Origin of the sequence: Kitasatospora sp. NPDC056531, from assembly GCF_042794375.1 — a bacterium.
Classification (GTDB): Bacteria; Actinomycetota; Actinomycetes; order Streptomycetales; family Streptomycetaceae; genus Kitasatospora.
In genome coordinates this window covers 23299-47520 of the sequence record NZ_JBHTTU010000043.1, presented here as the reverse complement: position 1 = coordinate 47520, position 24222 = coordinate 23299, and the positions used below count along the sequence as shown (strand labels likewise).

Annotated in this window: 15 protein-coding genes and 1 pseudogene; 11 read left to right on the top strand and 5 right to left on the bottom strand. The window is 74.4% G+C overall.

Going from position 1 to position 24222, the window contains the following annotated elements:
- Positions 1-246 precede the first annotated feature (246 nt).
- The 8 genes and pseudogenes from ACFQ87_RS29230 (at position 247) to ACFQ87_RS29195 (ending at position 12292) form a co-directional block, all read left to right on the top strand.
- Positions 247-798, top strand: a complete 552-nt coding sequence (locus ACFQ87_RS29230) for a hypothetical protein (RefSeq protein WP_380613835.1) — start codon at positions 247-249, stop codon at positions 796-798.
- Positions 799-873: 75 nt separating this feature from the next.
- On the top strand, positions 874-2895 hold the full coding sequence (locus tag ACFQ87_RS29225; RefSeq protein WP_380613834.1) for a flotillin family protein: 2022 nt from the start codon (positions 874-876) through the stop codon (positions 2893-2895).
- Positions 2896-2932: 37 nt separating this feature from the next.
- Positions 2933-4258, top strand: a pseudogene (locus ACFQ87_RS29220) (DNA repair ATPase); the annotation flags it as partial.
- 21 nt (positions 4259-4279) lie between these two features.
- Complete coding sequence (locus ACFQ87_RS29215) at positions 4280-7681, top strand: AAA family ATPase (protein ID WP_380613855.1); 3402 nt, start codon at positions 4280-4282, stop codon at positions 7679-7681.
- A gap of 100 nt (positions 7682-7781) precedes the next feature.
- The gene (locus ACFQ87_RS29210; RefSeq protein ID WP_380613833.1) at positions 7782-8540 is read left to right on the top strand and encodes an ABC transporter ATP-binding protein; all 759 of its coding nucleotides are present in this window, start codon (positions 7782-7784) and stop codon (positions 8538-8540) included.
- Positions 8534-11098, top strand: coding sequence for an FtsX-like permease family protein (locus ACFQ87_RS29205; protein ID WP_380613832.1), 2565 nt, complete (start codon positions 8534-8536; stop codon positions 11096-11098). The genes ACFQ87_RS29210 and ACFQ87_RS29205 overlap by 7 nt, the downstream gene beginning before the upstream one ends.
- Before the next feature lie 133 nt (positions 11099-11231).
- Positions 11232-12086 (top strand): methyltransferase domain-containing protein, encoded by an 855-nt coding sequence (locus tag ACFQ87_RS29200; RefSeq protein ID WP_380613831.1) that lies wholly within the window; start codon positions 11232-11234, stop codon positions 12084-12086.
- Complete coding sequence (locus tag ACFQ87_RS29195) at positions 12083-12292, top strand: hypothetical protein (protein ID WP_380613830.1); 210 nt, start codon at positions 12083-12085, stop codon at positions 12290-12292. Before ACFQ87_RS29200 ends, ACFQ87_RS29195 begins: the two co-directional genes overlap by 4 nt.
- 230 nt (positions 12293-12522) lie before the next feature.
- On the opposite strand, the gene ACFQ87_RS29190 is transcribed toward ACFQ87_RS29195, so the two are convergent.
- The 5 genes from ACFQ87_RS29190 to ACFQ87_RS29170 form a co-directional block, all read right to left on the bottom strand.
- On the bottom strand, positions 12523-14178 hold the full coding sequence (locus ACFQ87_RS29190) for a 4Fe-4S binding protein (protein WP_380613829.1): 1656 nt from the start codon (positions 14176-14178) through the stop codon (positions 12523-12525).
- 73 nt (positions 14179-14251) lie between these two features.
- On the bottom strand, positions 14252-15163 hold the full coding sequence (locus tag ACFQ87_RS29185; protein WP_380613828.1) for a diiron oxygenase: 912 nt from the start codon (positions 15161-15163) through the stop codon (positions 14252-14254).
- A gap of 298 nt (positions 15164-15461) precedes the next feature.
- Positions 15462-16475, bottom strand: coding sequence for an RNA ligase family protein (locus ACFQ87_RS29180; protein ID WP_380613827.1), 1014 nt, complete (start codon positions 16473-16475; stop codon positions 15462-15464).
- A 110-nt stretch (positions 16476-16585) separates the two neighbouring features.
- Positions 16586-17167: a TetR/AcrR family transcriptional regulator gene (locus ACFQ87_RS29175; protein ID WP_380613826.1), complete on the bottom strand. Its 582-nt coding sequence runs from the start codon at positions 17165-17167 to the stop codon at positions 16586-16588.
- Positions 17168-17276: 109 nt separating this feature from the next.
- On the bottom strand, positions 17277-17864 hold the full coding sequence (locus ACFQ87_RS29170; RefSeq protein WP_380613825.1) for an NADPH-dependent FMN reductase: 588 nt from the start codon (positions 17862-17864) through the stop codon (positions 17277-17279).
- Positions 17865-18252: 388 nt separating this feature from the next.
- Between ACFQ87_RS29170 and ACFQ87_RS29165 the strand changes: the two genes are divergently transcribed.
- The 3 genes from ACFQ87_RS29165 (at position 18253) to ACFQ87_RS29155 (ending at position 24090) form a co-directional block, all read left to right on the top strand.
- Positions 18253-19770 (top strand): ATP-binding protein, encoded by a 1518-nt coding sequence (locus ACFQ87_RS29165; RefSeq protein ID WP_380613824.1) that lies wholly within the window; start codon positions 18253-18255, stop codon positions 19768-19770.
- Positions 19767-20258: a GerMN domain-containing protein gene (locus tag ACFQ87_RS29160; RefSeq protein ID WP_380613823.1), complete on the top strand. Its 492-nt coding sequence runs from the start codon at positions 19767-19769 to the stop codon at positions 20256-20258. The genes ACFQ87_RS29165 and ACFQ87_RS29160 overlap by 4 nt, the downstream gene beginning before the upstream one ends.
- Positions 20259-20463: 205 nt before the next feature.
- Positions 20464-24090 carry a hypothetical protein gene (locus tag ACFQ87_RS29155; protein ID WP_380613822.1) on the top strand — a complete coding sequence of 1209 codons (3627 nt, stop codon included), beginning with the start codon at positions 20464-20466 and terminating at the stop codon, positions 24088-24090.
- The last annotated feature ends 132 nt before the right edge of the window (positions 24091-24222 follow it).

The following is a 24222-nucleotide window of genomic DNA, read 5'->3' as shown; positions in this document are numbered from 1 at the left end:
GTTTTTTTGGGTGTCTTGGCGCCCGGCCCCCGGCGGGGGGGCAATGGCCCCGGCCACCACCTGGGTGCCGGGCACGCCGGGCATGTGGGCCAGGTGGGTCACGTCGGACACGGTGTCGGGGGGCACGGTGTCGGGGGGCACGGTGTCGGGGGGCACGGTGTCGGGGGGCACGGTGTCGGGGGGCACGGTGTCGGGGGACACGGTGTCGGGGGGCACGGTGTCGGGGGGCACGGTGTCGGGGGGAGCGTGGCCCACGGGGCGCCCGGCGGGGGGATCGCCCACGGCGCGCACGGTGCCCACGGTGGTGACGGCGCCCACGGGGAGAAGGGCGCCGGCCACCACGCGGGCGTGCTGGACGCGCTGGGGCTGGGCGGGGTGCCCGCGACGGTGGCGGTGTCGCTGCTGGTCGCGCTCGCCTGGTTCGTCAGCCTGGCCGGCACCGTCCTCACCTCGGGGGCACCGGCGCGCGGCGGCGTGTTCGCCGTCGCGCTGGTCGCCTCCTGGGCGGGCACCCGGGTACTCGTCCGGCCGCTGCGGCGGCTGTTCCCCGAGGACCGGCCGATCACCCGGGGGGACTTCGTCGGCCGGGTCTGCGTGATCCGCACCGGCCGGGTGACCGCCGACTTCGGGCAGGCCGAGGTCAGCGCCGAGGACGGCTCCACCGCGACCGTCCAGGTCCGCGTGCTCGACGCCGAGCCGGGTCTGACGGCCGGCCGCACCGCCCTGATCTTCGACTACGACGCGGACGGCGAGCACTTCCTGGTGGCGCCCTTCGACCCGTCGCCGCCGGGCGCCTGACGCTTCCCCGGCACATCGTCACCTCATCGTCTTCTCCACCTACTTCGCACCACCGTCTCGTCAAAGGACACCGTGATGGACACCATCGCCGTGGGTTTCGGCGTACTCGTCGCCGTCCTGCTGCTCATCCTGTTCGCCCTGCTGCTGTTCGTGGGCCGCCTGTTCCAGAAGGTCGAGCAGGGCAAGGCACTGATCGTCTCCCGGACGAAGAAGGTGGACGTCACCTTCACCGGCACGATCGTCCTGCCGATCCTGCACAAGGCCGAGTTGATGGACATCACCGCGAAGACGGTGGAGATCCACCGGGCCGGCCGGGACGGGCTGATCTGCCGGGACAACATCCGGGCGGACATCCGGATCTCCTTCTTCGTCCGGGTGAACAAGACCGTCGAGGACGTCATCAAGGTGGCGCAGTCGATCGGCACCGCCCGGGCCAGCGACCCGCAGGCGATCCAGGACTTCTTCGCGGCCAAGTTCGCCGAGGCGCTCAAGACCGTCGGCAAGCAGCTGGACTTCACCGACCTGTACACCCACCGGCACGAGTTCCGGGACCAGATCATCGCGATCATCGGCACCGACCTCAACGGCTACACCCTTGAGGACGCGGCCATCGACCACCTGGAACAGACCCCGATGAGCCAGCTGGACGGCGACAACATCCTGGACGCCCAGGGCATCCGCAAGATCACCGAGTTGACCGCGATCGAGCACGTGCGCACCAACGAGTACCAGCGCACCGAGGAGAAGGAGATCACCCGGCAGAACGTGGACGCCCGGGAGACCGTCCTGGAGCTCGAACGCCGCCAGGCCGACGCCGAGATCCGCCAGCGCCGCGAGATCGAGACCCTGCGGGCCAAGGAGGACGCGGTGATCGCCCGGGTGCAGGAGGAGGAGCGGCTCAACGCCCAGACCGCCTTCCTGCGCACCGAGGAGCTGCTCGGGGTCCAGCGGGAGAACCAGGCCCGCGAGGTCGCGGTGGCGCAGAAGAACCGCGAGCGGGTGATCGCGGTGGAGAACGAGCGGATCGAGAAGGACCGCCTGCTGGAGGTGGTCGGCCGCGAGCGGGAGACCGAACTGGCCGTGATGGCCAAGGAGAAGGAGGTCGAGTCCCGCCGGCGGGAGGTCGCCGACGTGGTCCGCGAGCGGGTCGCGGTCGAGCGCACCGTCGCCGAGCAGGAGGAGGCCGTCAAGACGCTGCGCGCCACCGAGGAGGCCGAGCGGGTGCGCAAGGCGGTGGTCATCCAGGCCGAGGCCGAGGCGCAGGAGAAGCTCGTCAAGGACATCAAGGCCGCCGAGGCCGCCGAGCAGGCCGCCTCGCACAAGGCCCGCGAGGCGCTGGTGCTGGCCGAGGCCCGGCAGCAGGCCGCCGAGCTGGACGCGGCCGCCAAGGTCAAGCTGGCGGAGGGCATCCGGGCGGAGGCCGCCGCCGAGGGGCTGGCCCGGGTGCAGGTGCGCGAGCAGGAGGCCGCGGCGGTGGAGAAGGTCGGCCGCGCCGAGGCCGCCGTCCAGGCCGAGAAGGCGAAGGCGGCCGCGCTGGAGGTCGGCGCCAAGCTGAAGGCCGAGGCCGAGGGCCTGACCGAGAAGGCCGCGGCGATGGCCAAGCTGGACGAGGCCTCGCGCGAGCACGAGGAGTACCGGCTGCGGCTGGCCGCCGAGAAGGACGTCCGACTGGCCGGGCTGGACGCGCAGCGGCAGATCGCCGAGGCGCAGGCCGCGCTGGTCGCCGCCGGGCTGGAGAAGGCGAAGATCGACATCGTCGGCGGGGACTCGGTCTTCTTCGACAAGCTGGTGCAGTCGGTGACGGCCGGCAAGAGCGTGGACGCCTTCGTCGGCCACTCGGAGACCGCTCAGGCCCTGGCCGGGCCCTGGCTGGACGGGCGGGCCAGCTTCACCGAGGACCTCACCCGGGTGCTCTCCTCGGTGTCCACGGCGGACGTGCAGAACCTGACGGTCTCGGCGCTGCTGCTGAGGCTGATCGGCACCGGCGGCGAGCAGGCCGGGCAGCTGCGCCGACTGCTCGACTCGGCGCAGAAGTTGGGCATCGCGGAGACGCCGATCGGGACGCTGGCCGGCGCTTCCGTCAACGGCTCCAAGTGACAACCCGCTGAGCGACCGAGCACCTGAGGAACTGACCGTGGACGCCCTCGACGACACCCGGCTCGACGCCGGCACCTACGAGGTCCTGCGCGACCGGCTCGCCCGGGCCGCCGCCGAACTCGCCGACCGCGCACAGGCGTTGAACGCCCGGCGGATCGCCGAGTTCGGCGGCGGGGAGCTGCGGCTCACCGGCACCGGGCGGCTGACCACCGCCCGGGCCTGCCTGCCCCAGGACCTCACCGCCGCCGGCGGGATGCTGCTGCTCGGCACCCGGTCCGACGCCTCCGCCGAGGACACCGGGGACGTCCTCAGCCTCCACCGGCCCGCCGACCTCTCCCCCGCCCCCGCCGACGGCACCCTGCTGGACGACCCGCGGCTGCGCCAGGACCTCGCCGAGCTGCGCCGCTACTTCCGCGACGCCCGGCTGGAGCGGCTGCGCCCGGTCGGCGGCAAGCTGCTCGCCGTCTTCCGCACCGGCCCGGCCGCCGCCGACGTCCGCGTCCTGCGCTGGCTGCTCGACGACGAGCGGGCCGCCTACCGGGACGGGCGCGGCGAGCGCGACCACACCCCCGCCGACGGCCAGCAGCTGGAGTGGACGGCGCTGACCCGCGACGACCAGCTGCCCGCCGCCCCCGGCACCCCGCCGCGCGCCGACCTCGCCGGCCAGCTCCACCTCGGCGTGGACGGCGGCCGGTTGAGCCTGCTCACCCCCGACGGCCGGGAGCTGCACCACGAGCCGCTGGCCGAGGCCCTGCAGACCCTCGCCGACGCCCGGATCGCCCACGCCCGGCTCGGCACCCTGCTGCTGGTGCGGGTGCGCCCGTACCAGGAGGAGACCGTCCGGCACCTGGTGGTGCACCTGCCCACCGGGAAGGTCACCCGGATCGACGCGCTAGGCCGGGCCTGCCTGCGGCTGCCCGCCGACTAGGGCGTGGCCTTCCCCGGCGGCTGCCACCTCGTCGACGGCACCGTGCGCACCTTCGACCAGCCGGTGGACGGCCTCGCGTACGAGCGCACCGTCCTGTCCCCCAACGGCGAGGACGTGCTGTACGAGTTCCGCTCCGCCGCCGACGGGCGCGCGCTGCTGCAGCCGTACAACAGCGTCCGCCAGGAGGCCGCCGCCCCGCTCGCCTGCCAGGGCTACGCACTGCTCGCCGACGGCACCCTGATCGCCCTGCGCCCGGCCGAGGACGGACCCACCCGGCTGCACCCCGTCCAGCTCTGGCAGAGCCCGTTCACCAGCGAGCGCCACGCCGCCGAACAGCCGCCCGGCACCGGCCCGTTGGCCCGGATCGGCAACGCCGACCTGGTCCGCGGCCTGGCCGACTGCCTGGCCCTGGCCCGGCTGGCCGCCGGGGCCGACACCTCGGCCGGTCACCAGGCCGTGCTGGCCGCCTGCACCCGCACCGCCGACCGGCACCACTGGCTCGGCCAGAGCGGCCTGGGCGACCTCGCCGCGCCGCTCGCCGAGATCCGCGACACCACCCGGCGGGTGGTCGCCGAGTACGAGGCGATCGCCCAGCTCACCGCGCACGCCGCCGGGCGGACCGAGGAGGCCGCCGAGCACGTCGAGACCCTGTTGCGCACCGCGCGCGGCGAGACCCTCGCCGACGCCGCCGAGTGGGTCGACCGGCTGGCCGGGCTGCGCCGCGCCCAGGGCCGGGTCGAGGCGCTGCGCGAGCTGCCGCGCTCGGACCGGGATCGGATCGACGCGCTCGCCGAACACCTCGCCCAGGGACTCGCCGAGGCCGCCGACCGGGCCGTCGTCCAGCTCGCCGAGCCCGCCGCCTTCGAACCGCACCGGCGGCGGGCCGACGAGCTGGCCGAGCGCTGCGCCACCATCGCCACCGCCGCCGAGGCAGAGCCCCTCGGTCTCGAGTTGGAAACCCAGGGCGAGGCCCTGCAGACCGTCTCGGAGCTGATCGGCACCCTCGACCTGGCCGACGCCACCACCCGCACCGCGATCCTGGACCGGCTCGCCGACGTGCTCGGGCTGCTCAACCGGGCCCGCAGCACGCTCACCGTCCGCCGCCGGGAGCTGCGCACCCGCGAGGCCGCCGCCGAGTTCGCCGCCGAGACCTCGCTGCTCGCCCAGGCCGCCACCGCCGCGCTCGCCGCCGCCGACACCCCGGAGGCCTGCGACGACCAGCTCGGCCGGCTCCTGCTGCGGATCGAGCAGTTGGAGACCCGCTTCGCCGACGCCGACCCGGCGCTCGGCGAACAGCTCGCCGACCGGCGCACCGAGCTCCACGACGCCCTCACCGCCCGCCGCCAGCACCTGCTGGAGGAGCGGGCCCGCCGCGCCGACCGGCTGTCCGCCTCCGCCGACCGCATCCTCGACACCCTGCACCGGCGGCTGGCCGCCCTCGGCACCACCCCCGAGATCGACGCCGCCCTGGCCGCCGACCCCAGCGCCGTCAAACTCCGCGACCTCGCCCGGCAGTTGACCGAACTCGGCGACCGGGTCCGCGCCGAGGAGCTGACCGGACGGCTGCGCGCCGCCCGCGGCCGCGCCCACCGGGCGCTGCGCGACCGGGCCGAACTCGCCGGGGACGGCCCCGGCACCCTGCGACTGGGCCGCCACCTGTTCGCGGTCACCACCCAGCGACCCGAACTCACCCTGCTGCCCTGGCACGGCCGCCCCGCCTTCACCCTCACCGGCACCGACTACCGCTCCCCCGTCACCGACCCGGCCTTCGCCGCCACCGAGCCCTACTGGGCCCGCCCGCTGCCCTCGGAGACCCCGGCGCTCTACCGCGCCGAGTACCTGGCCGCCAGCCTGCTACTGGCCGCCCGACCAGGTACCCTGTCGGGCACCCTCACGCCCGACGCGGACCTGCTGGAGCACGTCCGACGGGCCGCCGAGCAACGCCCGGACGAGGGCTACCAGCGCGGGGTGCACGACCACGACGCGGCGCTGGTGCTCCGCGCCCTGCTCGAACTCGGCGCCGAGGCCGGCCTGTTGCGACACCCGGCGGCTGCCCGGGCGGCGGCCCAGCTGTACTGGGCGCACGGCACGGACGAGCGGCAGCGGCTGGTCTGGCACACCCGGGCCCGCTCGCTGGGCCTGGCCCGGCAGGCCTACGGGCCGGTGCCGGCCCTGGACGCGCTGGCCGCCGAACTGTCGGCCGCCGTAGTGGAGTTCACGCCGGGCACGCTCGGCGCCGGGGACTACCTGGTGGCCGAACTCGCCGCCGCCGCACCGACCTTCGCGTACTCGGCCGGGGCGGCCGCGCTGCTCGGCAAGTTCCACGCCGCACCCGAGTCCGCCGGGCTGACGGAGGCGCTGGCCGCCCTGCCCGAGGATGCCGACCTGCTCCCCGTGCGGCGCCAACTGGCCACCGCCTGGCTGGAGTCGGCCGCCGTCGACGCCGACCCCGGCGACGTCGTCGAGGCCGCCGCGGTGCTGCTCTGCCCGTCGCTGCCGCGCCGACCCGCCGAGGGCGCCGTCGGCACCCGGCTGACCGGGCTGCTCGGCGACCACCCGCGCGTCCGCGGCGGTCGGCTGGACCTGCGCCTGGACGAACTGCTCGCCCGCGTCCGCGAGTTCGAGGACGTCGAAATCCCCGCCTACCGCGCCTACCAGCGGCTGCGCGGCGAACTGCTGGCCGCCGAGCACGCCCGGCTGCGCCTCGACCAGTACCGGCCCGCGCCGCTCAACGGCTTCGTCCGCAACCGGCTGATCGACCAGGTGTACCTGCCGCTGGTCGGTGACAACCTCGCCAAGCAGCTCGGCACCGCGGACTCCGGCGGGCCGGTGGACCGCAGCGGCCTGCTGCTGCTGGTCTCCCCGCCCGGCTACGGCAAGACCACCCTGGTCGAGTACCTCGCAGAGCGGCTCGGCCTGCTGCTGGTCTCGGTCAGCGGCCCGGCGCTCGGTCACCACGTCACCTCGCTGGACCCGGCCGAGGCCCCGGACGCCACCTCCCGGCGCGAGCTGGAGAAGCTCAACTTCGCCCTGCACGCGGGCGACAACGTGCTGCTCTACCTGGACGACGTCCAGCACACCTCGCCCGAGTTCCTGCAGCGGTTCATCCCGCTGTGCGACGCCCAGCGCCGGCTTGACGGCGTCTGGGACGGCGAGGCCCGCGAGTGGGACCTGCGCGGCAAGCGCTTCGCCGTGGTGATGGCCGCCAACCCGTACACCGAGTCCGGCCGGCTCTTCCGGCTGCCCGACATGCTCGCCAACCGCGCCGACGTGTGGAACCTCGGCGACGCCGTCGCCGGGCGCGAGGACCTCTTCGCGCTCAGCTTCGTCGAGAACGCCCTACCCGCCAGCCCGCACCTGGCCCCGCTCGCCCATGCCGAGCGGGAGGACCTGGACACCCTGCTCGCGCGGGCCTCGGGCACCCCGGGCGGGCAGCTCGCGGGCGCCTGGCCGGCCGCCGAGGTCGAACGGATGACCGCCGTCCTGGCCGGGCTGCTGCACCTGCGCAGCACCGTCCTGGCCGTCAACCGCGCCTACCAGGCCTGCGCCGCCCAGGACGACCGCGCCCGCACCGAGCCGCCCTTCCTGCTCCAGGGCTCCTACCGCAACATGGCCAAGCTCGCCCAGCGCCTCGACCCGGCGCTCACCCGACCCGAGCTCGACGCCCTGCTGACCGACCACTACCGCGCCGAGGCCCAGCCGCTGGGCGCCGACGCCGAGGCGCAGCTGCTGAAGCTCGCGGAGCTCCGGGGCACCCTGACGCCGGAACAGGCGGAGCGCTGGGCGGAGCTGAAGCGCGCCTGGCGCGGCACGGACCAAGTCGAACGGCGGGGGACCACCGCCCGCGACGTCGGGTGACCGCCCCCGCCCACCGGCTCCGGGGGTATAGCTGGCTACACCCCCGGAAGTGAACTCCCGGCCATTGAGCCACCCCCGTCCCACGCGATGGGATGTGATCATGAACGCCACGGACTTTGCCGTTGAACTCCGCTCCGTCCGCCGGACCTACCGGCGCGGGCCCGAGCCCGTGATCGGCCTGGACGAGGTGAGTGTCGGGTTCCCCTTCGGCACCTTCACCGCCGTCATGGGCCCCTCCGGCTCCGGCAAGTCCACCCTGCTGCGCTCGGCCGCCGGCCTGGAGGCGATCGACCGGGGTGAGGTACGGGTCGACGGCACCGTCCTGGGCGGCCTGCGCGACAAGGAGCTGACCGTCCTGCGGCGGGAGCGGATCGGCTTCGTCTTCCAGTCCTTCAACCTGCTGCCCGCCCTGACCGCGGCCCAGAACGTGGCGCTCCCGGCCAAGCTGTCGGGCCGTCGCCCCTCTCCTTCCGGGGTGACCGCCGCCCTGGCCGCCGTCGGCCTCGCCGATCGCGCCGGACACCGGCCGGGCGAGCTCTCCGGCGGCCAGCAGCAGCGCGTCGCCATCGCCCGGGCGCTCATCACCCGCCCGGCGGTGCTGCTGGCCGACGAGCCGACCGGCGCGCTGGACACCCGCAGCGGCCGCGAGGTGCTCGCCCTGCTGCGCACCATGGCCGACGACCCCGGTCGGGCGGTGGTGATGGTCACCCACGACCCGGTCGCCGCCTCCTACGCCGACCGGGTGCTCTTCCTGCGGGACGGCCGGCTGGACGGCTCGCTGGAGCGGCCCACCGCCGAGCAGGTCGCCACCCGGATGACCGCGCTGGAGGCCCACTCGCCGGAGGCCGTGCCGTGCTGACCCTCGCCCTCGCCTCCGTCCGGCTCCGCTGGGCCTCCTTCGTCGGCAGCTTCGTCGCGCTGGCCTGCGGCGTCGCCCTGATGGCCACCTCCATCCTGGTCATCGCCGCCACCGCCGACGTCCCCGACCAGGGTCGCCAGCGCTTCTCCGAAGCGCCGGTCCTGGTGACCGCCGACCTGAACGTGGAGTTCACACCCGCGACCGGCACAGACGCCCAGCCGACCCCGGTCCCCGCCCAGCCGGGCCTGCCCGCCGGGCTGCTCGCCGCCGTCGCCGCGACCGGCCGGACGGTCGAGGACCACACCTTCTACGCCCAGCTCGCGGACGGCCCGCGCGACCAGGTCGGCCGCGCCTGGTCCGGCGCGGCCCTGGGCGGGTACCGGCTGACCGCCGGCGCGGCCCCCGCCGCCGACGACCAGGTCGTCATCGGCGGCGGCCGCCCGGAGCAGGTCGGCCGGCGCGTCTCGTACGTCACCGCCGACGGCCCGCACACCGCGACGGTCTCCGGCGTCACCGAGGCCGAGCCCTTCGAGCACGCCGTCTTCTTCACCGACGCCCAGGCCGCCCGGTACTGCCCCGCCGTCGGCGTGCTGGCCGCCTTCGGCCCGGCCGACGCGGTGCGCCGGGCGGTGGACGCCGCCGGCGGCGCGAACGTCGCCCGGGTGCTCACCGGCACCGAGCGCGGCCAGGCGGACCCGCACCACATCGAGGTCAGCAGCCGGCTGGACGGCGTGCAGACCCCGCTGGGCCTGTCCGCCGCGGTCTCCGCCGGGACGGCCGTGTTCGTGGTGGCCGGCACCTTCGCGCTGTCGATCGCCCAGCGCCGCCGCGAACTCGCGCTGCTGAGGCTGATCGGCGCCACCCGTCGGCAGCTGCGCGCTCTGGTCAACCGGGAGGCGCTGGTGGTCGGCGTGCTGGCCTCGGCCGCCGGGTGCGCCGTGGGCGCGGCCGGGGCGGCGCCGGCCGGGCGGTGGCTGGTCGACCGCGACCTGGTGCCGGCCGACTTCGCCGTCCCGGTCACCTGGTGGGGGCTGTTGACCGCGGCCCTGATCGGGCTGGCGACCGCGATCGGCGGCGTGCTGCTCTCCTCGCTGAAGGCCGGACGGGTCAGCCCCGGCGAGGCGCTGGCGGAGGCGGACGTCGAACGGCGCTCGCGCGGCGCGCTGGCGTTCCGCTGGGCGAGCGGCCTGCTGGTGCTCGGCGGCGGCATCGCGGCCCTCGCGGTGACGGCCCACAGCTGGCCCGACGCCGCGGCCAACGCCGCCGACTCGCTCGCCCTGCTGCTGAGCATCGTCGCGGGCTGCGTGCTGCTGGCGGCCGTACTCGCCGGCCCGGCCGTCCGGCTGCTGACGGCGCTGCCCGGGTTGCTGGCCCGGCTGCGCGGGCACTCCGCCGAGGACGGCGGCGGCATCGTCTGGTCCACCGCCCGGCAGAGCTCGCTGACCGCCTTCCGGCGCACCGCCGCGACCACCACCCCGGTGGTGCTGGTCGTCGCCTTCGCCGGGTGCCTGCTCGGCAGCATCGACACCATCAACCGCTCGCAGGTCACCGAGGTCCGCAACCAGCTGTCCGCCGCCGACCTGGTCGTCACCCCGGCCGGCACGCCCGGGCTGAGCCGGGCCGTGGTGGACCGTGTCCGGTCCGTGCCCGGGGTTCGGGCGCTGGTGATCACCCCGACCTCCCTGATGGCCGTCGACCCGACCGGCCAGGCCCTGGTGTCCTTCAGCGCCGCCGAGGCGGACCCCGCCGCGCTGGCCGAGGTCGACCGCCTCCCGGTCGTCGCGGGCTCGCTCGCCGACCTCGGCCCCGGCTCGGTCGTCCTCAGCCGCACCTGGCCGGGCTCGCCCCGGGTCGGTCAGCAGGTGTCGGTCCGGCTGGCCGACGGCGCCCCGCGGCAGCTGCGGGTCGCCGCCCTGCTCGGCACCGGCGCCGAGGCCGTCCAGGCCTGGGTGACCGGACCCGACGCCGTCACCACCGGCGTGGGCGGCCCGGCCCTGGCGAACCGGATCGACCTGCGGCTGCTGCCCGGCACCGATCCGCAGCGGGCCGCCGCCGCGCTGCGCACGGCCGTGGACGGGCTGGGTGCTCGGCTCACCACTCCCGCGGAGATCTGGTCGGCCGCCACCGACAGCACCGAACAGGCCTCCTGGAACGCCCTGTTGATGATCCTCGGGCTGGCGATCGGCTACGCGGCCATCGCGCTGGCCAACTCGCTGGTGATGACGGTCACCGACCGCCGGCAGGAGCTGTCCCTGCTGCGCCTGGCCGGCGCCACCAGGGGCCAGGTGCTGCGCACCGTCGCCGTCGAGACCCTGATGTGCGTGGCGGCCGGCACCGCGCTGGGCGTGCTCGGCACGGCCGTCAGCGTCGGCGGCTCCTGGGCCGCGCTGACCCACCTGGTCGGCCCGACGCCCGCGGTGGTGCCGTGGACGGTGCTGGGCGTGCTCGCCGCCTGCTGTGCGGCCATCGCCCTCCCGGCGGCAGTGATCCCGGCGGCGCTCGCCCTGCGCGGGCGGGACGGGCAGTCCATCCTGCGCGGGGCGGCCGGGGCGGCCTGACGCGAACCTCCGGGCCGGCAACCACCCTGGTCAGCTGATCACTCAAGTCCTACGACCGTACGGCTGCTCCCGGCGGCGCACTCCCCCGTGGCGCCGCCAGGAGCAGCCGCGGACCCGCCGCTAGCGTGTCCGCATGGGCGCTCAGGAACTCGATCTCGCCGGGCTGCGCCGGGTGTACGGGCGGGCCGGGAGCCGGTGGTTCTACACCCGGGTGGCCCGCAACGCCCGGCACTGGGGGTGGACGGAGCCGGGCCAGTCGAAGTGGCGGTTGTGGCGGGCGCAGCGGCAGCTGGAGGACGTGCTCGGACGCAAGTTGGCGCTGCCACCCGGCTCCCGGGTGCTGGACGCCGGCTGCGGGGCGGGCGTGGTGGCGCGGGCGATGGCGGTCCGGTTCGGGCTGCGGGTCACCGGGGTCGACGTGCTGGACTTCCACCTCGCCGAGGCCCGCCGGCTCAGCGCCCGCACCGCGCTGGCCGACCGGACCGCGTTCTCCTGGGGCGACTTCCATCACCTGCCGTTCGCCGACGGCGAGTTCGACGGCGCCTACTCGATGGAGACGCTGGTCCACTCCTACGATCCGCCGCGCGCGCTGGCCGAGCTCCACCGGGTGCTGCGCCCCGGCGGTCGGCTGGTCCTGCTCGGCCCGATGAGCACCGCCCCGCTGGACGAACTCCCGCCGCAGGCCCGGGAACTGCTCGAACCGTACCTGGACGCGATGGTGATGACGGGCGCCCGGCTCTACCACGCCCGCAACCTGCCGCGACTGCTCGCCGAAGCCGGCTTCGAGGTCGAGGAGGCGCTGGACGCGACGGCCTACTACACGCCCACCACCGAGGCCGTGCACACGTACTTCCGGCTGCCCTGGGAGCTGCTGCGCCGTGTCGGCGACCCGGCGAAGTGGCTCAATCTCCGCTCCACGGTGGAGATGTACGGCGTGCGCGAGTACGTCGCCTGGTACGTTCACACCGCCGTCAAGCCACCGAGGTGACATCCGCCGTGGAGGAGCGCTCCGCCCCGCTGTTGCGGCGCCGGGCGCGGCAGTTCTATCCCGAGGGCTCCCAGGTCGTCGACGGCTCCCAGGTCGTCGGCGCCACCGTGGCGGCCAGCGACTCGGCCAGCGACTCCCAGACCGGGTCCGGCAGCCCGGGCACCGTCCGCCCCTCCGACCGCCACAACCGGGCCAGCTCGGCATAGATGGGCTCCTCCGGGTCGGGTTCCGGAGGGTGCCCTGCCCTAGGCAGGATCGTTTCTTCGGCCGGCCAACGCCATGCAGCCGACGCCACCCCAAAACTACTCACATCAACCCAACGCGCCCCACCCGCACCGGGTCACGGTCACGTCAGCCGGACGGCTCGCGCGCACCCCACGCGTGCGCCCCCGACTCGCCAGCGCGCGCCCCCCGCCGCCGGCCCTCCGCCATCGGCTTACCGCCGCCGCCCCGCCGCCAGCAGCTCCGCCACCGTGGCCAGCTTCACCCGCGGCCGCCCCTGCGCCTCGCCCCGCTCGCGCTCCGCCCGCTCCACCGCGCGCAGTTCCCGCAGCCCGACCGCGTCCGGCCGGCGCCGCCGCACCAGCCGTTCGAACTCCCGGTGCCCGGCCACCGGCGCGGGCAGCGCCCGGGCCACCGCGTCGTCCAGCAGCGCGTCCACCGTCTCCCGCGCGCAGGCCCGGTTGGCGCCGATCCCGCCGGACGGCCCGCGCTTGGCCCAGCCCACCACGTACGCCCCGGGCAGCGCCCGCCCGGTGGCCGGGTCGACGACCCGCCCGCCGCGCTGGGCGACCGTCCCGGTCCGCTCGTCGAAGGGCAGCCCCGGCACCGGCACGCCCCGGTGTCCGATGGAGCGCACCACCAGAGCGGCCCGCAGGGTGTCGCGTTCCCCGGTGGCCTCGGCCTGCCCCGCCGCCGTCATCCTCGTCCGCTCGACGGTCACCGACTCGACCCGCCCGTCCCCGCCCAGCCCGACCGGCGCGGACAGGAAGCGCAGCACGATCCGCCGCCCCGGCCCCGGCTCCGCGCCCCCGTCGTACGGCACCAGCGGCAGGCCGACGAGCTGCCCGGCCCGCGAGTCCGGCGCCGCCGCCTCGATCGCCGCCCGCACCTCCGGGTGGTCCTCGACCACCAGCTCGACGCCCGGCAGCCGGCGCAGCGCCAGGAACTCCGGCCTCGTCCAGGCCGCCTGTTCGGGCCCGCGCCGGGCCAGCAGCACGACCTCCCGCACCCGGCTGCGGCGCAGCGCGGCCAGCGCGTGGTCGGCGATGTCGGTGGCGGCGAGCCGATCGGGGTCGGTGAGCAGGATCCGGGCGATGTCCACCGCGACGTTGCCGTTGCCGACCACGACCGCACGCTCGGCGGACAGTTCCACCGCGTCGCCCGGCACCGTCGGGTCGGCGTTGTACCAGCCGACGAAGGCGGTCGCGGGCAGGCTGCCCGGCAGGTCCTCGCCGGGGATGCCGAGTCGGCGGTCGGAGGCCGCGCCGACCGCGTACACCACCGCGTGGTGGTGCGCGGCCAGTTCCTCGTGGGTGACGTCGGTGCCGACCTCCAGGTTGAGGTGCATCCGCAGCCTCGGGTCGCGGAAGACGCTCGCGAAGCTCTCCGCGATCCGCTTGGTGGACTGGTGGTCGGGGGCGACGCCGTGCCGCAGCAGGCCGCCGGTGACCGGCAGCCGGTCGATCATGGTGAGCTCGGCGCTGGTGCAGCGCAGCAGCTCCTGCGCGGTGTACCCGGCGGAGGGCCCGGTGCCGACCACGGCGATCCGCAGCGTGCCGACCTCGCCGGGCAGGCTGCGCGGGAAGCTGGGCGCGCCCCAGGCGTGGTCGTTGGGGTGGTCGCGGAACCAGTCCCGGTTGAGGTCGCCGAACACGGTGTCCGGCCCGCGCAGCCGGTCGACCGGGAACACCGCGTCCACCGGGCAGGCGTCCGCGCAGGCGCCGCAGTCGATGCACGCCTGCGGGTCGATGTAGAGCATGTCGGTGGTGCCGAACTCCGGCTCGTCGGGGGTCGGGTGGATGCAGTTGACCGGGCAGACGGACACGCACGAGGCGTCGTTGCAGCAGGTCTGGGTGATCGCGTAGGCCATGGCCGGAGTGGGGTCCTCGCTGTGTCTGATGTGCCGGTGCCCGGTGGCGTGTGACTGATGGACCGACGTACGGTCAGAGCATGTGCACGCGGCGGTAGACGGCTGCCGATCGGCTGGTGAGCAGCCCGGCCTCGGCGAGGAAGGCCATCAGGTGCCGGGAGCTGTTGCGCATCATCGCCTTGCGGTGCTCGTTGCCCTTCACCTCGTCGAGCGCCCGCGCGACGTCCAGCCCGGCGGCCTTGTACACGCCCGGGTGGACCATGCTGGTGACGATGACGTACGCGCCGACGGCGATGCCGGTGGCCGAGGCGCGGCGGCGGGCCGGGCTCGCGTGGCGCATCCGCTCGCGGATCTCCTGCCGGGCGAACTTCATGTGCCGCGACTCCTCGACCACGTGGATCCGGGAGGTGCCGCGGACGATCTCCAGGACGTTCTCGCCGCGCATCCAGTCCCGCTGCATGACGTCCAGCACCTCTTCGGCCACCAGGATGCCGCCGTAGGCGAGTTCGCCCTTGGCGAGCGCCTTGAACGCGCGCCCGGCCTGGGCGATCACCTTGTTCGGCCGGTAGGCGGGGACGCCCATCTTCTCGCAGGCGCGGGCGAACATGATCGAGTGGCGGCACTCGTCGGCGATCTCGGTGAGCGCGAACTGGAACTCGGCGCTGGCGGGGTTCTTGAGGTACTGGTCGCGCAGCACCATCTGCTGGAGGATCATCTCGAACCAGATGCCGGTGTTCATGATCGAGCAGACCTCGTGCCGGGTGAGCGTGACCCGCTGCCGCTCGGTCATCTCACCCCACAGCCGGGTGCCGTAGAGCGTGCTCCACTCGGGGTTGAGGCCGTAGTGCTCCTCCGGGAGGGGCGCGTCCCAGTCGATCTCGGTCGAGGGGTCGAAGGAGAGGGTGGCGGCCGACTCCAGCAGCCGCTTCGACACGTCGTCATCGGCCGCGGTGTGGCCGTGCTCCGTCTGCCGGGTGAGAGCCATGGCTGCCTCCAGGTGCCTGCCGCTGCGGGTTCCCGCCCACCCGCTTATTAGACGGACAGTACAATAAGAGCCCGCCACCGAGAACCCCCTGCGCGACAGCGATACGGCGCGCGACAGCGCGGCGCGCGCCCCGGCCTGAGGGGTGATTGCGCGGGAAGCCGGCCGGCCCGACTTCCCGCGCGAGGCTCCGGGCCGGGGTTCCCTTGCGCAAGTTCTCGGCGATGAGCGCCGGTTGGGCGCGCCGACCGATTGACCGGGCGCCCCGCGGTCACGTGAGGGACCGACTGCGGCGAGCTGGTCAGGAGCCGCGCCGGTCCTCGGCGTCGAACGCGGCGAGGGCGCCCGCCCCGGGCTCCAGGGCGCGGCGCAGCGCCGTGCGGACGGGCGCCTCCAAGCCGCCCAGGGCTTCGGAGAGTTCGTCCGCGATGTTGCCGGCGATCTCGGCCGCCACCGCGTCGGCGGGCGTGCGCGGGCCGAGTTTGCTGACGGCGGCGGCCGCGCGGGTGGGGGTGAGCAGGGCTGAGGCCTGGACCAGGAGCCAGCCGGGGACGCCGGCGGCGCCCTCGGGCGGGGGGAGGTAGGGGCGGGCGCCGTCGTAGCGCTCGTCCTCGGCGAAGGCCTTCTGCTTGACCTTGAGCACCGGGCGGACGGGGCCCGCTTCGAGCCACTCACCTGCGGGTTTGAGGACGTAGCCCTCGGCGAGGTTGTCGACGAGTTCGGGCAGGCCGAGCAGGGCCGGGACGCGACTGGGGAAGGTGACCGGCAGCTCCTGAAGGGCGTTCAGCGGGCCGTGGCCGAGCAGGGGGACGCAGGTGAGGCCGGCGCCGGCGGCGGCGGTACGTAGCTCGCGGTCGGAGAGCCACCGCAGGTCCTCGGCGGTCTCCACCGTGGCGTCGAAGGGCAGCCAGCGCAGGCCGGGCGCGTACCAGACGCCGGTCTGGACGGGCTCGACGCCGACGACGGCGGGTACATCGGGGTGCGGGTAGCGGCCGCCGGCGAGTTCGCCGTAGAGGGTCACGGTCGCGGTGTCCCCCCGGGTCGCGCGGATCGCCGCCGCGAAGCGCCCGGCGGCCACCGAGAGCCGCGGCCAGATCCGGCTCACGCCGAAGAAGGCGTCGAGCTCCTCGTCGCACAGCAGGTCGCGCCGTTTGGCCGCCCGCACCGAGCCGCCCTCGCACACCACGGCGAAGTGCGCGCCGTGCACCTTCTCCGCCGCGATCCACTCCCGGCCGCCGGGCGCGCCGGAGTGGCCCCGCGCGGGGATCTTCGGGTAGGGCCGCAGCTCGGACCGTTCGAACGACGTCTCGGACACGAACAGATCCTCACCGGGGAACCCGCCCGCTGGCAACGGGAATTCGCCGCCCGGCGGCCGTACGGACCTTCACCGCCCGGCGGCCGTACAGGCTTCACGGCCCACCGGCCTCAGCCGTGCGCCCACAGCCGGGCCAGGTGCGCGTGCAGGAGCCGCTCCGCCTCCTCCGCCGTGCGGTGGCCGATCAGCACGTGCTCGGTGAGCCCGTCGGCGAGGGCCAGGAGGGTACGGGCCTCGTCCTGCGCGTCCAGGCTGCCGGAGGCCTCGGCGACCAGTCGGGTCAGCAGGCCCTCCAGGTCGGTGTAGCTGGTCCGCAGGCTCGCCGCCAGGTCGGGGTTGACGGCGGCGGCGGCGAGGAAGGCGAGCCAGATCCGTGCCTCGGCGCGGTGTTCCTCCCGCAGCAGCGCGACCTCGCCGACCACGTGCCCCACGGCGCTGGCCGCCGACTGGGCCGGGGCGGAGCGCAGCCGGGCGTGAGCCCGCCCGGTGACCTGCTCACCGATGTGGGCGAGGGCGAAGCGGAGCATCTCGTCCTTGGTGCGGAAGCAGCGCTGGACGGCGCCCATCGAGACCTCGGCCCGGGTGGCCACGTCCCGCAGGGTGACGCCCTCCAGTCCCTGGGCGTCGATCAGCGCGCACACCGCCTCGGCGATCCGTCGGCGCCGTTCCTCGTGGTCGACCTGTTTCGGCATTCGGGGACCCCCTTTGATCCGATGCAAGCGTATCGGCTCCGGCGTCGAAAGGGCCCCGGCACTCCTTGGTACCGGGGGTCTCCGTGGCACCCCGCTCCGTGCTCGGGCCTCAGCCCTCGTAGGGACGGGCGGCGCGCCCCTCGCGCAGGGTCAGGCCCCACCAGGCGAGCTGGTCGAGCAGCACGGTGGCGGCCTTGCCGGCGCCGTCGGCGTCCTCGGGGCGGCCCTGCTCGTCGAACTTCTCCCAGGCCATGTGGAAGCTGACGGTGTCCCGCAGGGTGACGGCGTGCAACTCGGCGAAGACCTGGCGCAGCTGCTCGACCGCCCGATGGCCGCCGGCCATGCCGCCGTAGGAGACGAAGCCGACCGGCTTGGCCCGCCACTCGCGGTAGACGTAGTCGATGGCGAGCTTCAGGGAGGCCGGGTAACCGTGGTTGTACTCGGGGGTGATGACGACGAAGCCGTCGAGGCCCTCGATCCGCTGGGCCAGGGTGAGGGCGTCCTGCTGCGGCTCGCCTGCCTCCAGGGTGAGCTTCAGCTCCTCGACCAGGGCAGGCTCGGACAGGTCGATGACATGGACCTCCATGTCGTCGCGCCCGCCGATCTCGGAGAGGAACCACTGGGCGACCTTGTCGGCGAAGCGGCCGGTGCGGACGCTGCCGATGATGACGCCGATCTTGAGCGGGTTGCTGGCCATGGGGACTCCTGATGCGTGACGGATGGAAGTAAGGGGTGGGACGAGGGAGTCGGCCCCCGGAGCGCGACGTCGGGCAGCGCCCCGGGATGCCCGACTAGCGGCGAATCCCCCCTCGCTGGGGCGGTAAAGCGAAGATAGAACCTCAAGTCGACTTGAGATCAACTCGGTGGGCCGAAACCTCTCCCCGGTGGCCGAATCCAGCCGCCCGACCCGACCCGGCCCTGCCCGCCTCACCACATCTCCACGACCCCGGCCTCCGCAGCACGGCCCCCGTAGCCCGCCCCCGGGCGCGTTTTCTCAGGTCAAGGCCCGATACTGCTCCCATGGCACGGGCACAGCTGATCGATGACGACTCCGAACGCGGTTTCGGCTACCGTTGCGGACCGCTGTGACGACCGACCCCGCTCCCCCGCCCGAGCGCCCCAAGCCGCACCCGGACCCGCATCCGCACCGCCTGGTCCGGCTTCGCCGTGCCGTCGCCGGGCTGCGCCCGCGGCTGGTGGTCGCCTTCGTCGCCGTCGCCGCCCTGGCCGCGCTGGCCACCGCCGTGCTCACCTACCGGGCCGCGACCACCTCCACGCTCGACCTCACCAAGGACACCGCCCTCGACGAGCTGCGCCGCCGCATCGACATCCTGGCACCGGCCCTGCCCTTCCCGCCGAACCAGAGCGAACTGGACCGCCTGGCGGGCCAGTTGTCCGGCACCGGCGGCTTCCGGGACTGGCGGGTGCTGGCCTCCTACGGCACCGCGCACTCCCAGTGGACCCAGCCGGTGGCCGTCCCGCCCACCCTGGAGGCCACCGTCGGCCGCGGCCACGCCGCGTTCCAGCGCTTCACCGCCCCCGACGACCACCCCTGGCTCGCCGTCGGCGTCCCCGTCACCTACGGCACCGCCGGCCCCTCCGGCCCGGCCGGCGCCCCCTCCGGGCTGACCGTCTACGCCGCGCTGCCGCTCGACCGCGAGCAGAGCGCCGCCAACGCACTGCTCGCCGGCGCCGCCGGGGCCGGGGTGCTCGTCGCCGTGCTGGCCGCCGGACTGGCCCTGCTGGCCGCCCGCCAGGTGCTGCGCCCGGTCCGGGCCCTGGGCGACGCCGCCCACGCCCTGGCCCAGGGCAAGCTGGACACCCGGCTGACCGTCACCGGCCACGACGAACTCGCCCAGCTCTCCAAGACCTTCAACCACACCGCCCGCACCCTCCAGGGCACCATCGAGGAGCTGCGCGCCATCGAGTCCCAGGGCCGCCGGTTCGCCGCCGACGTCTCGCACGAGCTGCGCACCCCGCTGGCCGCGATGCTCGCCGTCACCGACATCCTCGACGAGGACGCCGAGCACCTCCCCGCCGACACCGCCACCGCCCTGCGCATGATCAGCAACGAGACCACGCGCCTCACCCGCCTGGTCAACGACCTGATCGAGATCTCCCGCCTGGACGCCGGGGCGGCACCGCTGCGCGCCGAGTCCATCGACGCCGCCATCGCCGTCCGCGAGACCCTCGACCTGCGCGGCTGGAACGACCAGGTCGAACTGGACCTGCCCGCCGCCCTGCCCGTCCGGCTCGACCCGCGCCGCTTCGACGTCATCGTCGCCAACCTGGTCGGCAACGCCCTGCGGCACGGCCGCCCGCCCGTCCGGGTCGTCCTGCACGGCCCGGACGACGAGCTGGTGCTCACCGTCACGGATAGCGGGCCGGGCATCCCGCCCGCCGAACTCCCACACCTCTTCGACCGCTTCTACAAGGCCGACAAGTCCCGGGCCCGCTCCGAGGGCAGCGGCCTGGGCCTGGCCATCGCCCAGGAGAACGCCCGGCTGCACGGCGGCCTCATCGAGGCCGCCAACTCGCCCGACAGCGGTGCGGTGTTCACCCTCGTCCTGCCCCGCGGCCTCGACACCGAGGAGGACCGGTGACCGTCCACAAGCGTCTGCGTCTGCGTCTGCTCGGAGTCGCCGCAGCCCTGCTGCTGGCCTGCGGCTGCTCGATCTCCACCACCGGCCCGGTGCGCAGCGGGCAGCCGGCCACCGGCATCGAGCCGGGCGTCCGGCTGTACTTCCTGGACCAGCACGGCATCAGCCTGGTCATCCGCCCCGCCACCCGGCGCGAGGACCTCCAGCAGACCCTGAACACCCTGGTCGCCGGGCCCGACCAGTCGGAGAAGCGCTCCGGCCTGTACAGCACCCTCCCGGCGAACGGTCGCATCGAGGCCACCGACACCCCCGGCACGGTCACCCTGCGCCTGTCCTGGTCCGCCTCCTCGTTGTCCGCCCCCGCCATCCAGCAGCTCGTCTGCACCGCCGAGGACGCCCCGACCATGGGCCCGGTGCCGAAGATCGCGATCGTCAGCAGCGACGCCCCCTCCGCCATCCAGCAGGAGTGCGACCTGCACCGGACCGGCTGAGCGCCGAGACACCGAGAGGCGGCGGGTTGACTCGAAGGACAACCGGCCGCCCATCCCCGACGCGGCGTCAGCGCGAGCGCGGGACGGACGGGTCGGCGCCCCGGTATCCGATGGCACGATGCGTATACGCCCCGCTAGACTCCGCCCGCCCGATCACATGTGTGATTGTTCCGTGAGCATGGCCTGCCCAAGGTGGGGGGAACAGATGAACGTGCTGCCGATCGGCAGACGAGTACGACGGAAACGAGGTGGAGGCGGCCGCGCAGCCGCCTCCGGGGCCCTGCTGCTGGCCGTCCTGGCCTCGCTGGTGGGCCAGGTCGCACCGGCCCAGGCCGTGGAGGCAGCGCCGACGGCGGCCGCCGCGCCGCAGGCGGGCGCTCCGGCGGACCCGAGCGCGAGCCCGAGCGCCGGCCCGAGCACGAACGCGAGCCCGACCGCGGGCGGGGCGGCGGCCGCGCCCGACCGGAAGACCGACCAAGGGGCCGCCGCCCGCGAACTCAAGCAGGCCGACCCGAGCGGCCCTTGCCCGACGGCGCTGCAGCCCAACACGGTGGCGAGCTGCACCCTCGACCAGAGTGCGACCGCCACCTTCAGCCTCGCCCTGCCGCAGCAGAAGGACCTGCTGCTCGTGCAGATTGTCACCACCCAGGGATCGATCATCCCGGCCGTGGTCGCGCCGGACGGCACCACCGTGAACTGCGACGACCCGATCGGCCCGAGCGGGGGCAGCAACAAGGCCCTGCGATGCGCCACCACCCAGGCGGGCACGTACACCCTGAAGGTCGGCACCGTCACCAGTTCGGCGACCGGCCTCGCGCTCTCGTACCTGCCGCTGCTGTCCACCGCGGCCTGCCGGACGGTCAGCGCCACCGACCTCGCCCTGGGCGCCCCGACCGACTTCAAGGGTTCCCTGGCACTCGGCTCGGCCGCTGACTGCTACCAGGCGCAGGACCTCGTCGCCGGCGACGTGCTCCGCACCGGTGCCACCCTCCAGCGCGGTGTCACCGTCGTCTACGACGCCACGGGCGCCCAGGTCTGCGACAGGTGGACCTACCCAGACTGCCGGCTCAGCGGCCCCGCGCCGTTCCGGTTCACCGTCCAGAGCTACAGCGGCGCAGCCCTGGCGTACGACGTCTTCGCGGCGCGGCTCTCCCACCCCGAGGGCTGCACGCCGGTCGAGCCCCAGGCCTTCGGCGTCTCCCCGGACCTGACCTCCACCGCACGGTGCCGGACGCTGCGCGTCACGGACTCCGCGCGGTACGACTTCGGCCCGGTCACGAACGGCGGCTCCGTCCCTGGCCAGCTGTTCGCGGCCGGCGGCACCCAGCAGGGCGGACTCTGCCCACAGGGCTCCTGCGACCTGACGCCGGGTGACTACACCTGGACCGTCGACGCGTACGCGGCTCCGCCCGGCGCGTTCGGCATGGCCTTCCACTCGGCCAAGGAGACCCGGGGCTGCATCGTGGCCAACGACAACGGCCTGACGGCCGGCCCCGCCACCGGCACCATCGGCGGGCCGGGCCAGCAGCTCTGCCTCACTCTGCCGACCGCCTCCGGCAAGGGCGTCTACCTGCTCAACCGGCCGCCCGCCGACGGCGCGGCAGTCGTCGGCCGGGTCGTCGACGCCTCGGGCGCCAAGCAGTGCGACTTCGGCGACTCGACCACCGTCTGCAAGCTGACCGGCACCGCCCCGTTCCGCACGGTGCTGACCGGCACGCCGTCCAAGGCCTACGGGCTGGTGGTCCACCGGACCGAGGAGACCGCCGGCTGCACCGCCTGGCCGCAGACCGGGTTCGACGGCACCTGGGGTGTCGAGGTCCCGATGCCGAAGGGCTCGCAGCAGGCCGCCTGCCTGAGCCTGCCGGCGGACCAGCACTCCACGTCCGAAGTGATCGACTACACCAACACCAAGAACCAGCTCAACGCCGAGGTGAAGGTGGTGGACGCAGCGGGCGGCGAGGTGTGCACGTTCATCTCGTACGAGAACTCGGCCAAGACCTGCCGGCTGGCCGCCGGCGTCCCGTACACCGCGCTGCTGATCCCGATCCGGACCTGGGAAGCCGACAGCTACCGGCTCGCCCGGCGTGACGTCTCGCCGAGCGCGAACTGCCTGACCCCGGCCTCGACCACGGTCGGCGGCCCCGGCACCTCCTTCGACCTGAACTCGGCGCTGGACGCCCGCTGCATCCGGGTCACCGCCGCGAGCAGCGACAAGTACACGCTCGGCGTCCGAACCTCGGACGGCCCGTACGGCAAGAACGCGCTGCTCAGCGTGGTCGACGGCGAGGGCAAGCCGCTCTGCACCCAGTACGGCGTCGCCTGCCAGCTCACGGGCGCGGGCGCGTACACCGCGGTCGTGCTCGCCTCCGGGTACAAGGACAAGCCGATCCACACCACCGTGGACGCCTGGAAGATCCGCACGGCCGCGGGCTGGGCGCCCGAGTGCACCGCGAACCCGATCGCCGTCGAGGGTTTCCCGCAGCGCAGCGGGGTGCTCACCGACGACTCGTCCGCGTACTGCGCGGTGATCGACATGAAGGCCAACCAGTCCTTCAAGGTGGTCGGCACCACCAGCGCCACCCAACCGAACGACATCCCGCGGCTGCGCCTGTACCGGGACTCCCGGTGGAACGGCGACTACGGCTACCAGTGCACCTCCAACTACGGGGAGTTCGGAGGCCGGTGCATGTCCGACTCGCAGGCCGAGCAGGCCGTGCTGATCCTCGGCAGCGCCACGGCGGGCACGCCGGTCGAGTACAGCATGCAGGGCGTCTGCGACTCCGCCTGCCCGGTACCGCGCCCGCAAACGGCTCTCACCTCGGTCAGCCCGTCCAGCGGCGCCGCCGGGACGAGGGTCCAGGCCGTGATCAAGGGCACGGGGCTCACCCTGGGCAGCAGGGCCAAGCTGGTGGGCAACGGCTCCTCCAGCATGCCGGTGATGTCGACGCTCTCCGTGAACGCCGACGGCACCGCGCTCGACGTGCTGCTCGACACCAACGGCCTGGCACCGGGCAGCTACGACATCCAACTCGACGGCGTCTACGGGGTCTCGCTCCCCAACTCCTTCACCGTCACCGCCCCCACCGCCCCGACCAAGAGCCGGTTCGTCCCGATCACTCCGGCACGCTTCCTGGACACCCGGGACGGCACCGGTGCCCCCGCGCAGCAGGTCGGCCCGGGCGGCGTGGTCAGCCTGCAGGTGGCCGGCGTCAAGGGCGTCCCCGCGACGGGCGTCACCGCCGTCGTCATGAACGTCACCGCCGTCAACCCGACTTCGGCCGGGCACCTGACGGTCTACCCGGACGGCCAGCCGGTGCCGGACGTCTCCAACCTCAACTTCGAGGCCGGGCAGATCGTCGCCAACCTGGTGACGGTGCCGGTGGTCAACGGGAAGGTCGACCTGCGCAACAACGCGGGCTCGGTCGACCTGATCGCCGACGTCACCGGCTACTACGGGGACTCCGGCTCGACCTTCTCCCCGAGCACCCCGGTCCGACTGCTGGACACCCGCAGCGGTGTCGGCGCTCGGGCCGGGACGGTGGGCTCCGGCGGCATCGTCAGCGTGCCGGTGACCGCGATCGAGGGCGTGCCGGCCGCCGGCGTGACCGCCGTGGTCCTGAACGTCACGGTCACCGAGCCGACGTCGGGCAGCCACCTGATCGTCTACCCGCACGGCACCGCCCGCCCGGACGTGTCGAACCTCAACTACACGGCCGGGCAGACCAGGGCCAACCTGGTCGTCGTCCCGGTGGTGGACGGCCGGGTGACGCTCTTCAACCACTGGGGTGACACGCACGTGATCGCCGACCTGAACGGCTACTTCACGGCCTGACCCCGGACGACCCCGTACGGCCCTGAACGCCGCCGTGGGGGGCGAGCCCCCCGGGGGAAGGAAGGGAGGTTTTTGTCAAAACCCTTCTTCCCGGAACGGGGTTCCAAAAACACAAAAAGGGGCGGGCTAGAA

Bases quoted from the DNA above. Each gene is read 5' to 3' on its own strand.
- ACFQ87_RS29170 (WP_380613825.1), bottom strand. From the start codon at position 17,864: ATGGCCAGCAACCCGCTCAAGATCGGCGTCATCATCGGCAGCGTCCGC.
- ACFQ87_RS29190 (WP_380613829.1), bottom strand. From the start codon at position 14,178: ATGGCCTACGCGATCACCCAGACCTGCTGCAACGACGCCTCGTGCGTG.
- ACFQ87_RS29200 (WP_380613831.1), top strand. From the start codon at position 11,232: ATGGGCGCTCAGGAACTCGATCTCGCCGGGCTGCGCCGGGTGTACGGG.
- ACFQ87_RS29185 (WP_380613828.1), bottom strand. From the start codon at position 15,163: ATGGCTCTCACCCGGCAGACGGAGCACGGCCACACCGCGGCCGATGAC.
- ACFQ87_RS29175 (WP_380613826.1), bottom strand. From the start codon at position 17,167: ATGCCGAAACAGGTCGACCACGAGGAACGGCGCCGACGGATCGCCGAG.
- ACFQ87_RS29155 (WP_380613822.1), top strand. From the start codon at position 20,464: ATGAACGTGCTGCCGATCGGCAGACGAGTACGACGGAAACGAGGTGGA.
- ACFQ87_RS29225 (WP_380613834.1), top strand. From the start codon at position 874: ATGGACACCATCGCCGTGGGTTTCGGCGTACTCGTCGCCGTCCTGCTG.
- ACFQ87_RS29210 (WP_380613833.1), top strand. From the start codon at position 7,782: ATGAACGCCACGGACTTTGCCGTTGAACTCCGCTCCGTCCGCCGGACC.